The sequence below is a fragment of the Saccharothrix hoggarensis genome, assembly GCF_052936025.1.
The window spans coordinates 3192658-3204765 of sequence record NZ_CP193624.1 but is presented as its reverse complement, the minus strand read 5'-3'; the positions used below and the strand labels follow the sequence as shown (position 1 = coordinate 3204765).

Annotated in this window: 12 protein-coding genes; 3 read left to right on the top strand and 9 right to left on the bottom strand. The window is 73.2% G+C overall.

Features of this window, described 5'->3' with window-relative positions; genetic code table 11:
• Positions 1-92 precede the first annotated feature (92 nt).
• From ACRAKH_RS14870 to ACRAKH_RS14860, 3 genes are all read right to left on the bottom strand, one after another.
• On the bottom strand, positions 93-1043 hold the full coding sequence (locus ACRAKH_RS14870; RefSeq protein ID WP_380721719.1) for a helix-turn-helix domain-containing protein: 951 nt from the start codon (positions 1041-1043) through the stop codon (positions 93-95).
• A gap of 102 nt (positions 1044-1145) precedes the next feature.
• Positions 1146-3056, bottom strand: coding sequence for a S8 family peptidase (locus tag ACRAKH_RS14865; RefSeq protein WP_380721716.1), 1911 nt, complete (start codon positions 3054-3056; stop codon positions 1146-1148).
• A gap of 308 nt (positions 3057-3364) precedes the next feature.
• On the bottom strand, positions 3365-4369 hold the full coding sequence (locus ACRAKH_RS14860; RefSeq protein WP_380721713.1) for a GlxA family transcriptional regulator: 1005 nt from the start codon (positions 4367-4369) through the stop codon (positions 3365-3367).
• Positions 4370-4484: 115 nt separating this feature from the next.
• On the opposite strand from ACRAKH_RS14860, the gene ACRAKH_RS14855 reads away from it, so the two are divergent.
• A complete protein-coding gene (locus tag ACRAKH_RS14855; RefSeq protein WP_380721710.1) occupies positions 4485-5372 on the top strand; it encodes an NAD(P)-dependent oxidoreductase in 888 nt (295 codons plus the stop codon).
• Between the two features lie 108 nt (positions 5373-5480).
• On the opposite strand, the gene ACRAKH_RS14850 is transcribed toward ACRAKH_RS14855, so the two are convergent.
• A complete protein-coding gene (locus ACRAKH_RS14850) occupies positions 5481-5897 on the bottom strand; it encodes a hypothetical protein (RefSeq protein WP_380721707.1) in 417 nt (138 codons plus the stop codon).
• Between the two features lie 280 nt (positions 5898-6177).
• On the opposite strand from ACRAKH_RS14850, the gene ACRAKH_RS14845 reads away from it, so the two are divergent.
• Complete coding sequence (locus ACRAKH_RS14845) at positions 6178-7299, top strand: carboxylate-amine ligase (protein WP_380721704.1); 1122 nt, start codon at positions 6178-6180, stop codon at positions 7297-7299.
• A gap of 57 nt (positions 7300-7356) precedes the next feature.
• On the opposite strand, the gene ACRAKH_RS14840 is transcribed toward ACRAKH_RS14845, so the two are convergent.
• The 4 genes from ACRAKH_RS14840 to ACRAKH_RS14825 all read right to left on the bottom strand — a co-directional run bounded on the left by ACRAKH_RS14840 (position 7357) and on the right by ACRAKH_RS14825 (position 10508).
• On the bottom strand, positions 7357-7869 hold the full coding sequence (locus ACRAKH_RS14840; protein WP_380721702.1) for a DUF1360 domain-containing protein: 513 nt from the start codon (positions 7867-7869) through the stop codon (positions 7357-7359).
• 101 nt (positions 7870-7970) lie between these two features.
• Entirely contained in the window at positions 7971-8705 is a 735-nt protein-coding gene (locus ACRAKH_RS14835) for a class I SAM-dependent methyltransferase (RefSeq protein WP_380721699.1), read from the bottom strand.
• A gap of 49 nt (positions 8706-8754) precedes the next feature.
• On the bottom strand, positions 8755-9930 hold the full coding sequence (locus ACRAKH_RS14830; RefSeq protein WP_380721696.1) for an FAD-dependent oxidoreductase: 1176 nt from the start codon (positions 9928-9930) through the stop codon (positions 8755-8757).
• Positions 9927-10508 carry a PadR family transcriptional regulator gene (locus ACRAKH_RS14825; RefSeq protein WP_380721693.1) on the bottom strand — a complete coding sequence of 194 codons (582 nt, stop codon included), beginning with the start codon at positions 10506-10508 and terminating at the stop codon, positions 9927-9929. Before ACRAKH_RS14825 ends, ACRAKH_RS14830 begins: the two co-directional genes overlap by 4 nt.
• 186 nt (positions 10509-10694) lie before the next feature.
• Between ACRAKH_RS14825 and ACRAKH_RS14820 the strand changes: the two genes are divergently transcribed.
• On the top strand, positions 10695-11261 hold the full coding sequence (locus tag ACRAKH_RS14820; protein WP_380721690.1) for a snapalysin family zinc-dependent metalloprotease: 567 nt from the start codon (positions 10695-10697) through the stop codon (positions 11259-11261).
• Between the two features lie 59 nt (positions 11262-11320).
• Here the strand turns inward: ACRAKH_RS14820 and ACRAKH_RS14815 are convergent, their stop codons facing one another.
• Positions 11321-12085, bottom strand: a complete 765-nt coding sequence (locus ACRAKH_RS14815) for a Clp protease N-terminal domain-containing protein (protein ID WP_380721687.1) — start codon at positions 12083-12085, stop codon at positions 11321-11323.
• Positions 12086-12108: the final 23 nt, after the last annotated feature.

Below are 12108 nucleotides of genomic sequence, written 5' to 3'. Positions count from 1 at the left end.
TGATACCCAACACCCCAATGGATCAAACACGGACGTGGCCCCGCGCCGGGCGTGCCGCGGGGCCGCGCGGCGATCCGTCCACTGTGGACGAGCTACGCCGGTCCGCCCCGGAACCCCGCCACGACCTCGGCGTTCTCGGGGCACTCGGCGTCCGGCCACTCCCAGCGGATTCCGAAGCGGCCGGGACCGAAGTCGAGCACCAGGCCGTGCGTGGTCCGGTCGTCGTCCAACCCCACCGGCCGGACCTTCTCCACGCCGTCGGCGGCGGTGTACAGGGAACAGCGCGCGGGGAGGGCTCCCGGGTCGAACCGGACCTCCATCAGGTACTCCCGCACCGGCGTCCGGCACCGGCGCTCGAAGAACGTGGACGGCGACCCGGCCGACGGGGCGACCACGTCGTGCTCGATGAGGATGGTCTCGTGCTTGGGCACCGAGCGGCCGAAGACCATCTCGGCGGCCAGCAGCCCCGCCTCCACGTCGGCCTTGACGCGGCCGACCTCGCAGTTGCGGACGGCGCGGATGCGCTCGGTGCCGTCGCACGGCAGGTCGAGCTGGTGGACGACGACGAGCCGGTCCACGCCGTCCTCCTCGGCGCGCAGCACCTGGCGGCTCTGCCACGTGTGCAGCGCCCGGTTGGGGCCGACGAGGACGCGGTCGTGCCCGCTGAGCCGGGTCAGCTGGGTGTCCCGGCTGAGGTCGAGGTCGCGCAGCAGCGCCTCCACCCGGTCGGCGTTCGGGAAGAACTCGCTGCCGACGACGGTCCGGTGCGGCCGGGTGGCGCTGCGCCCCCGCGGCTTCGGCGGGTCCAGGAGCCCGGCCAGCTCGCCGGTGGCCAGGCCGACGATGTGCTCCAGGTTGCGCAGGGCGGCCAGGGAGGCGGCGCGCTCCGGCTGGGTGCGGCCCGACTGCCAGTAGCTGAGCGTCGCCGTGCTGACGGGCGTGCCCATGGTGCGCAAACGGTCGCAGAGGCGCTCCAGGCTCATGCCGCGCCGGTCGATGGCGGCCCGGAGTGCCTCGGGGAAGGCGTCCTGTCCGTTCGTCACGCGGGGCACGGTAACTCGGCGTCGTGCGGATGCAAAGGTTCCCCTTACGCGCGAGTAGGCAGCGCCTCGGCCGGGTGGCGAGGCGCTGCCCACGCGCGCGGATCAGCTCGTGGTGAGCGACGTGTCGTCGATCACGAACGAGGTCTGGAGGTTGCCGTCCTCCGCTCCGGTGAACTTGATCGTGACGCTCCTGCCCGCGTACGCCTTGAGGTCGAACGACCGCAGGACGTACCCGGCGCTCTCGTTGACGTTGGAGTACGTCGCCAGCGTCGACAGCACGGTGCCGGCCGAGTCGAGAACCTGCACCCTCAGGGTGTCGTAGACGACGGTCCCGGTCTCCGCCGAGTCGATCCGCAGGTGGAACGACAGGGTGGCGGCCGTCGCCGTGGCCGGGATGGCCACCGCCTGCGACAGGGTGTCGGTGTGGGACTGGCCGTAGCCGTTCAGCCACGCCTTCCACGACCCGGTGCGCGCGGCGTACGTCGCGTCGGTGGTGATCACGCCCGAGCTGGCCGACCAGCCCGTGTTGCCCGACTCGAACCCGGGGTTGGCGAGCAGCTGGCCGCCCGGCGTGGTGCCGCCGCCCAGCGACGCGATGGTCTTCTCGGCGTCCACCAGCCCGGCGCCGCAGCCGCCGGTGCAGGAGCCGGGGACCGGCCGGACGTTCCGCTTCAACGTGGCCTCGACGTCGGCCGGGGACATCGCCTTCTCACCGAGCATGAGCGCCGCCAAGCCCGCCACGTGCGGCGTCGCCATGCTGGTGCCCTGGTAGTGCTGGTAGCTCTCCGAGCCGGGGGTCGTGGTGCCGGTGTTGAGGGTCGACAGCACGCCGTCGGCGGCCGTCGCGGTCTCGCCGCCGGGCGCGGCCACGTCCACGGTGGTGCCGTAGTTGGAGTACGCGGCCCGGTTGCCCTGCCGGTCGAGCGCCGCCACCGTCACGACGTTGGCGCAGTTCGCGGGCTGGAACCGCGAGGCGTCCAGGTTGGAGTTGCCGGCCGCCACGACGACCGTGGCGCCGCGGGACACCGCGCCGTTGATCGCGTTCTGGTACGTGCTGCTGCACACGCCGGCGCCGCCGAGGCTCATGTTGATCACCTTGGCGGGGTTCGCGTTCGCGGGGACACCGCTCACCGTGCCACCCGAGGCCCACGTCACGGCGTCGGCGATGTCGGACAGCGAGCCGCCGCAGCGGCCCAGGACGCGGGCGTGGACCAGCTTGGCCTTCGGCGCCACGCCCGACACGCCCTTGGCGTTGTCGCTGACCGCGGCGACGGTGCCCGCGACGTGCGTCCCGTGCCAGCTCGACGTGCGGTCCGACGGCGGCACGGGGTTGCCGTTCTCGTCGGTGCCGCACTCGCCGGTCTTCATCCAGTCGCCCTCGTCCTGCGGGTTGGCGTCACGGCCGTTGCCGTCCCGCGAGACCCACGGGTCGCTGACGAAGTCGTGCCCGCCGACGGTGTTGCCGTCGAGGTCGGAGTGCGCGGTGCGGCCGGTGTCGACCACGGCGACCGTGACGCCCGCGCCGTCCGCGGTGTCCCACGCCTTCGGCAGGCGCATGCCCGCCGTCGTCTCCCAGTAGTGCCATTGCCGGTCGTAGTACGTGTCGTTCCGGGTGGCGGTGGAGAAGAACGTGACATCCGGTTCCGCGAACTCGACGTCGGAACGGGAAGCGAGCGAACGCAGGAATCCGCGCGCCTGGTCACCCGAGAGATTCCGGTTGGTGCGGACGACGTGGCCGCCGGTGGCCAACTGGCGCACCTCGGTCACGGACACGCCGTGCTTCTCGCCGGTCCGGCGCAGCGCCTCCGCCCTCGCGGCGCTCGACCGACCGGCCTCCGACCTGGCCTTGAAGGTCACGATGTACTGGTCGTACTCGGCGCCGGCGGCGACGTTCTCGACGAACGGCCGGCCGGACGGACCCGGCGGGTCGGCCTGCGCCACCCCGTTGACGCCCGCGGCGAGGCAGGCCACCGCCGACACGAGAACGAGATAACGAATATTCTTCCTGCTCACGACGACGCGCTCCTTGATTGGCAGGGAAGGAAACGGCGAGGGCGTTCCTGAGGTGCCAGGAGATAGTGCGTCACCTTGTGCGGGCGCGGAAGAATTAATCGTTAAGGGTCGGGCCGGCGGGCGTCCCGAACACCGGCGCCGGGCAGCACGCCGGACAGGTCGAACCGGACCGTGAACGGCCGACGTCGCGGCACACCGACGCAGTGCGGCGGCACGGCACCCGACCGTCGGCCGCCTGCTGCCGGAACCGCCGACGGCGACCTCGCCCGCCTCAGGGCCGCGCCGGGCGACGACCCCCGGTCACCGCGTCACGATGCCTGCGTGGCCGCCGGGAGCGCGGACGTCTCGAACGCCCGTCGGTAGTCGGTGGGCGACACGCCGACCTGCGCGGCGAAGTGGCGGCGCAGGTTGGTGGCCGTGCCGAGGCCGCTGCGCTCGCTGATCTTCTCGATCGGCAGGGACGTGGTCTCCAGCAACGCCTGCGCGTGGGCGATCCGCCGGCCGAGCAACCACTTCAGCGGTGTCGTGCCGGTGACCGCGCGGAGCCTGCGGTGGAACGTGCGGATGCTCATGCGGGCGCGCCTGGCCAGGTCGTCGACGGTGAGCGGCTGGTCGAGGTTCTCGACCGCCCACTGGAGCACCGGGCCCAGGTTGTCGTCGTCGGTGACCGGGACGGACAGGTCGATGAACTGCGCCTGGCCGCCCGCGCGGTGGGCCGGGACGACCATGCGGCGGGCGAGCTGGTTGGCGACGTGCGCCCCCAGGTCGCAGCGGACGATGTGCAGGCACAGGTCCAGCGCCGCCGACATCCCCGCGCTGGTGAGGACGTCGCACTCGTCGACGTAGAGCACCGAGTCGTCGACCCGCACCGCCGGGTACCGCTCGGCCAGCGCGGCGGTGTGCATCCAGTGCGCGGTGGCCCGGCGGCCGTCGAGGAGGCCCGCCTCGGCGAGGGCGAACGCGCCGCAGCACAGCGACACCATCCGCGCGCCGGCGTCGGCCGCCGCGCGCAGCGCCTCGATCAGCTCCGGGGACATGGGCTCGCCGTGCACCACCGAGTCCGGCACCGCCGCGACGATCACGGTGTCCGCCGTGACCAGGTCCTCGATCCCGTACCGCGTCCGCAGCGAGAAGCCCTGCGCGCTGGGCGCGGTCTCCGTGCGGACCGAGCAGAGCCTCAGGTCGTACCAGGGGTCGGCCAGGTCGGGTTGCGGCAGGCCGAACACCGAGCAGGGGATGGCGATCTCGTACATGTCCCACATGCACGACCCGATGTCGTCCGCCACCGCGATCGCGACCGTCCCAGCGCTCATGCCGTGAGCGTACGGCAGGAACCGTTCGAAGATCGGCACTCCTGCCACTGTCGAGCCGGTTCGGCGCGGTGCGAACCTACGTGCCACCAGAGTTGAACCGAATGGAGCACACAAGATGCGCGACACCAGTACCGGCCACTCCCCCGTGACGGTCATCGGGCTCGGGCTGATGGGCCGGGCGCTGGCCGAGGCGTTCCTGGCCGCCGGTCACCCGACGACGGTGTGGAACCGCTCGGCGGACAAGGCGGACGCCCTCGTGGCCCGCGGCGCGGTCCTCGCCGCGTCGGTCGAGGACGCCGTCACGGCGAGCCCGCTGACCGTCGTCTGCGTCTCGGACTACGAGGCGGTGCACAAGCTCCTCGACCCGGTGGGCGACGGTCTCGCGGGCCGGACCGTGGTGAACCTGACCTCGGGGACGACGACCCAGGCCCGGGAGACGGCCGAGTGGGCGGCGGGGCGCGGCGCCGACTACCTCGACGGGGCGATCATGGCCATCCCGGTCGGGATCGGCACGGCGGACGGGCTGATCCTCCACAGCGGGCCGCGGGCCGTGTTCGACGCGCACGAGGCGACGTTGCGGACGCTCGGCGGTGACACCACGTACCTCGGCGAGGACCACGGCCTGTCCGCGTTGTACGACACGGCGATGCTGGGGCTCATGTGGAGCCTGCTGAACGGGTTCCTGCACGGCGCCGCGCTGGTCGGCACGGCGAAGGTGGACGCGGCGGCGTTCGCGCCGATCGCGAGGAAGTTGATCGCCACCGTCTCCGAGTGGACGGTGGACTACTCGCGGCAGATCGACCGGGGCGAGTACGCGGCCGAGGACTCCACCATCCGCACGCACCTCGGCGCGATGGAGCACGTCCTCCACGAGAGCGAGGCCGCCGGGATCAACACCGAGCTGCCGAGGTTCGTGAAGGCCCTGGCGGAGCGCGCCGTGGCCGCCGGTCACGCGGAGGACGGCTACGCGGCCATGATCGGGCAGTTCCGGGCCGCGGGCTGACCGGACGCCCGCCCACCGGATTCCCGCCCACCGCACGCCCGCCCACCGCACGCCCGGCCGCCCCACGCCCGCACGCCGGACGCCCGGCCACCGGACGCCGCCGCCCGCCTACGACTGGACGGGCACCTGCGCGCGCAGCCGGAACATGGAGAGGTCGAGGCCGGTGCCGGGCCGGCTGCTGGTGATCGTCGTGCCGTCGGGGGTGGCGTACGTCAGCGCGGTGACGTGGTCGTTGGACAGGAACGCGCCTTCGACCGGGTACACCTCGCCCTCGCGGCCGATCCGCTGCGACAGCTCGCGGGCGAGGTACTGGGCCAGGCTGGTGTGGCGTCCGACGCCGCTGCCGCCGACCGCCACGCCGAGGGTCCGGGCGACCTCCGGGTGGTCGCGGTCCAGCTTGATCGCCAGCTGGTAGGCCGTCATGTAGGGCCGCCCGAGGTGGTGGCCGGACGGGTTGGCGATCGTGACGCCGCGCAGCGCGTCGCACACCTTGTCCAGCACGTCCAGCTCGCTCCACACGCTCATGCCCACCCCAGTCGTCAGCGCCACAGCCGTCTGGCTCTGCTGTCGCGCGCGCCGGGCCGGGCGTTACCGGGGCAATCCGGGGCGCGGGCCGGGCGAACGGACCGGAATACCCTCCGGATCGGCCGGCAAACCCGTGGTCAGGCCGGCCGATCCGAGGGCTCCGAACCCTCCCGAGTCCACAGAGGACGGGTTTGGCCACCTGAGGTCGACGGGTATCTCCAAGGCCCACGACCCAACGGTGATCGGAGCGACAGTGGGTGGTCCACGGGTTCCGTCGGAGTTGACGCTGGGTGTCGAGGAGGAGTTCCTCCTGGTGGACCCGCGGACCGGGGAGCCGTCGCCGCACGGCCGAGAGGTCGTCGAGGCGGCGAAGCGGCGGTTCGGGGTCGAGCTGGACGAGGAGCTGGCAGCCGCCCAGGTGGAGACCAAGACACCCGTGTGCCACGACCTCGCGGACGTGCGCCGGCAGCTGCACGGGCTCCGCCTGGTGGCCGCCGAGACCGCGCACAGCCTCGGGGACCGGCTGCTCGCCGTCGGCGTGGCGCCGGTGGGCGGGCCGGACGTGCGGACGAGCGACCCCGACCGGTACCGGGGGCTGGCCGAGGACTACGGGATGCTGGCCGCCGAGCAGTCCATCTGCGGCTGCCACGTGCACGTCGGCGTGCCGGACCTGGAGACGGCGGTGCAGGTGTGCAACCACCTGCGGTCCTGGTTGCCCGTGCTGGGCACGGTGACGGCCAACTCGGCGTTCGCCCGCGGTCGGGACACCGGGTACGCGAGCTGGCGCTCGGTCGTGTGGTCGCGCTGGCCGGGCGGCGGCCCGCCGCCCTACTTCACGTCGGTGGCGCACTACGAGTCGGCGTGCGAGCTGCTGATGACCTCCGGCGCGGCCCGCGACCAGCGGTCGATCTACTGGGACGTCCGGCCGTCCTCGCACCTGCCGACGGTGGAGGTGCGGGTCGCCGACGTCGCCGCCACGGTGGACGAGGCCGTGCTGCTGGCCGCCCTGGTGCGCGGCCTGGTCGCCACGGCGCTGGCCGACCTGGGTCGCGGTCTCCCGGCGCCGGTCGTGCCGAACGAGGTGCTGCGCGCCGCGTCCTGGCGTGCCGCGCGGGACGGCGTCACCGGGTTGTCGCTGGACGTGCAGTCCCACCAGCTCGTGCCGACCCGCCTGCTGCTCGACCGGCTCGTGCACCGGGTCCAGGACAACATCGACGACGGCGACGTCGCCCTGATCCGGCAACTCATGTCCACAATGGACACCAACGGTGACGGTGCGACGAGACAACGTCGGGCCTTCACCCGCGCGGGGCAGATGTCCGACGTCCTCGACCACCTCGCGAGCGACACCCTGTCGGGCAACGAGGGGTGGACCGGAGGTCCGTTCCAGCACACGGCGTGACGCACGCCCCCGCACGCGCGCTGCCGATCGTGCGCCCAGGCCGCCCGCGCCGAGATGTCACTCCCCCTCGGCAGCGCGCTTCAACGCCTGGTCGCCCAGGTGCAGCCAGTCGGACACGGCCACGACCGACAGCACGGTCGCGACCAGCCGGGTGGCGCGCGGCGCGAACACCAGGCCCGCCGTGAGGGCGCTGGCGATCCACACGCCGGAGCAGAACGGGCACGTCACGAGCTCGCCGGCCGCGTGCCGGACGCCGTCGCCGCGGACCGACTCGTTGACCTCCGCGGCCCCGGCCGGCTCCTCGTACCGGGCGAACGGCGCGCGCAGCACACTCGTGACCGAGGCTTTCGTCAGCAGGCGGCTGCCCTTGTGGGTCGCCACGGCGAGGAGGGCCGTGTCGCCGAGCGAGACCCGCTCCGGCGGCCGGACGCCCGCGCGCCTGCCGATCGCGGTGGCCGTGGCGACCAACGCGGCATAGGACGACAGCGTCGTCAGGTAGCCCTTCAACGGCCGGTCCTCGCCGTTGGAGTACTCCGCCCGCACACGCTCGAACACCTCGGTAAACAGCATGCGTGAGGTGTTGCCGGAACCCGCTGCTTCAAACTCGGCGATTCGTGCGCGATGGGACACCTGAACGGTCGGGTCGGCCGTGCTCCGGCCGACCCACGGGGTCAGGTGCGCGCGATGACCAGCAGCTCGCCGTCCGGCGCGCCGACCGGCTCCCGGCACCAGCCGCCGTACACGTGGTCGACGGCGAACCCCGCGTCCGCCAACGACGAGCGCACCTCGTGCTCCTCGCGGAAGCGCATGGTGGCCGTGCCCAGCCGTTCCTCGCCGTCGGGGAACCGGTAGTGGTGGGTGAAGGTGACCAGGCCGTCGCGCACCGCGTCCACCTCCGTCCACTCCACGACCTCCGCCCCGTCCGGCAGGGTGACGGTGCGCAGCGTGTCGGCCGGGTTCCACGCCTCCCACCCGCGGGCGCGCGGGTCACGCGTGTCGAACGCCAGCCGCCCGCCCGGCACGAGCGCGCGCCGGAGGTCGGCGAGCGTCCGCGACCACTCCTCGTCGGTGACGAGGAACTGGGCGACGTGGCTCGTCATCACGGCGACGTCGAACACCCCGTGGGGCAGGTCGGCGGACGTGCCCTCGACCCAGGTGACGCGGTCCGCCCCCGGTTTGGCGCGGGCCACGTCGAGGGAGGCGCGGGCCGGGTCGACGCCGGTCACCGCGTGCCCCGCGGCGGACAGGCCGAGCGCCAACCGCCCCGTCCCGCAGCCGAGGTCGAGGACCCTCGCCCGGGGCGTCCCGTCCACAACGGACTTGAAGAAGTCGTCGTCCACGCCCCACCCGTACTTGGCGTCGTAGAGCGGCACGAGCCGGGGGTCGCGGAACTCGGCGTGGTCCATGCGCCGGAACGTAGCGGGGCCGATTCGCGCCGGTCCAACCGTTTACGGCTCACGCCGGGGCGAGGGTGTCGTCCCACTCGACGCGGTGGTCGAACTGCCAGGTGAACTTCCGCTGGTCCACGAACTTCAGCGCCACGGGCATCAGCAGGTCGCGCAGCACCCGGCCGACGGGACCGGCGGCCTTGTCGCGGTTCGTGCGGGCCGCTTGGGCGATGATCCGCTCCACGCGGGCGCGGCGCAGGCCCTCGTAGGCCTGGAACGCCCGGTCGTGCGGCAGGTCGCGCAGGCAGCGGGCCAGCTGCACGGCGCTCTCGAACGCCAACGAGGCGCCCTGGCCGGAACTGGGCGAGGTGGCGTGCGCCGCGTCGCCGACCAGCACCGCGCGGCCGCGGCTCCACGTCGGCACGCTCGGCACGTCCTCCAGCGCGCCGGTCACGACCAGGTCGGCCGGGTCGGTGCGGCCGATCAGCCGGGTGGCGGGCGTGCGGTCGCGGGCGAACGCCTCCCCCAGCACGGCCAGCCACTCGCCGGAACCGGTGGCACGGGCTTCGGCGGTGGTCAGCGGGGTGGCGGCGGGCAGGTTGGCGAACCAGCCGCCGGAGCCGTCGTCGTGGACCTGGTAGCCGAAGAAGGCGCGTCGGCCGAAGACCAGCCGCATGACGCCGCCCGTCGACGGTTCGCCGGTGCGGGCCAGGCGGGCGCCGAACCCGAGGAGGCCGGAGTACCGCGGTCGCGGCGCGTCCGGGTCGATGACCGCGCGGACGGTGGACCGGATGCCGTCGGCGCCGACCAGGACGTCGGAGTCCACTTCGGACCCGTCCGCGAAGTGCGCGGTGACGTGGGAGCCGTGGTCGACCGCGGTGACGAACTCCTCGCCGTGCCGGACGGTGACGCCCCGGCGGGCGGCCTCCTCCCTCAGGACGCGGTGCAGGTCGGACCGCCACACCAGGAGTTGCGGCGGCTCGCTGCCGAACCGGCCGAGCACCTTGCCCGTCCAGCTCCGCATCTCCATCGCGGTCATCGGCGTGCCGACGTCCCACACGGCGTCGGCCAGGCCGACCACCTCCAACGCCTGCACCCCGTTGGGCGCGATGCTCAGCGCGCCGCCCGAGCCGCCCGCGGCGCGGTCGTAGCGCTCGTGGACGGTGGCCTCGATCCCGGCCTTGCGCAGCGCGATGGCGGCGACGGGTCCGCCGATGCCGCCGCCGATGACGGTCGCCCTCATCGTTCCCCCTCGTGAAAGCCCGCCCACAGCGGTCGCCAGTCCCGGATGCGCGCCAGGAAGTGCCGGACGAACGCGATCTCGGCGTCCAGCAGGGCGATCCGGTACTCCTCCTCGACCAGGAAGAGGGGGTGCGCGTCGGCGCCGGCGATGACCGCGGCGGCCTCGTCCCGCTGTCGGCCGAGGCCGGCCAGCCGGTCGCGCAGCAGGGCGGCGACCTCGTCCGGGTGCAGCGCCCCGATCATCGACAGGGCCGCGACGAACCGCGGGTACTCGTGGCCGGGTTCGGCGACCAGCTCGCGCATCCAGTCCTTCAGCTCCGCCCGGCCCGCGTCGGTCAGCGCGTACACGGTCCGCTCGGGCCGCTGCCCGTCGCGGGTCGTCTCGTGCTCCGCGATGAACCCGGCCTTCGCGAGCTGGCCGAACACCATGTACAGCGAGCCGTGGGTGAACTTGATGCTGCGGTCGTCACCGTGCTCCCGCATGAGCTTGCCCAGCTCGTACGGGTGCATGGGCTGCCGCACCAGGTACCCCAGCACGGCCAGCCCGAGCAGGTTCCCGACCTTGCGCTTCGCCGTCACCGCCACCTCCTGATCAGTTCTGACTATTCAGGAGAGGATAGTCGGTGTCAACTACTCTGATCCGAAGCGACGGGCGCACAACCCTACGTATGGGGCTGGTGACAACCGGCGACGACTGGTTGCTTGGTACCCGGGGCGCCTCCCTGCCGTCGGCGCCCCGCTTCCCTGTACCCCGAGGAGACCACCATGTTCGTACGAAAGGCCGTGCGCGTCGTCCTGACCGTGCTGGGTCTGGTGCTGCCGCTCGTCGCGGTGGCCGCGCCCGGCGCGTCGGCGGAACCGCAGGCCCTGGCGCGCACCCTGTACTACGACGTCAGCCAGGCGCAGGAGTTCGTCGCCGACTGGGACCGGGCCGCGACCAACTGGAACAACTCCGTGTCCAACGTCCGGCTGGTCCGCGCGGCGGCGGGCACGCCGGTCAACATCCGCATCTACGCGGACAACGGCTGGCCGCGCGCCTACGTGTCGTCGCTCGGCAACGGCACCGTCTACATGGGACGCCAGGCCGTCCAGCAGGGCTACTACCGGCCCCGGATCTCGACCCACGAGATCGGGCACATCCTCGGCCTGCCGGACCGGCGGACCGGCCTGTGCGCCGACCTGATGTCGGGCTCCAGCGCGCCGATCTCGTGCCGGAACGACCTGCCGAACTCCGCCGAGCGGGCCGAGGTGGAGCGCCGCTTCGCCGGGTGGGCCGCCACGGCCGACGTCCGCGCGGCCGGGTACGCGGCCATGGAGTGCTTCGTGTACTGATCCGGTGACCGGCCCCGTGGGGTGGCGCGAGCCGCCTCACGGGGCCGGCGCACGTCCCGTCAGGGCGAGTCGCCGCGGGCCACGACACCGGTCCGCAGCGCCTCCAACTCCTCGACCAGCGCGAGCACGTCGAGCGTTCCCGCGAGTTCGCGGACGCGTTCGGCGCGGGCGGCCAGGAGGTCCTTCTCAACGTCGCGCTCGGCGGCGGCCCGTTCCCAGTCCTGCGCCTCGATCGCGGCCTCCTTGCGCCGCCGCGCCTCGACGACCCGGTCGGTGATCTCGCGGATCTCGGCTGGCACGGCGCCCTGCTCCGGTTCGCGGGCCGGCCAGGACAGCGCCAGCCCCGGCCCGGACCCGCTCCACGAACCGCTCTTGAGCTTGTCCATCACGCCCCGGTAGGCGTCCCGGACGCCCTCCGGCGTCAGGCCGTCGGCCACGAGCACGCCGGCCGCGCCCGCCGGCTCCCGGACGAGCCCCACGAGCAGGTCCAACGGACCGATGGGCCCCTCCGGCACGTCGCGCGCGACCGACTCCAGCGCGGCCCGCGCGTCGTCGGTGAGGGCGAACTCGTCCAGGCCGAACACCGTCCGCGGGCCTTGGTCGGACGAGCGGAGGACCGCTTCCACCTCGGCGCGCACGGCGACGGCGTCGAGCCCGCACATCGACAGGTACGCGGGGCCGTTGGGGTCCGAGGCGATCCCGAGCAGCAGGTGCCCGGTGTCGACGCGGTGGTGGCCGTGCCGGCGCGCGTGCTCCATGGCGGAGCCGAGCACCGACCTCGCGCTGAGGGTCCACCGCTCGTAATCGATCGGGTCTCCCGTCATGTCGTCCACCGTAACAACGCCGG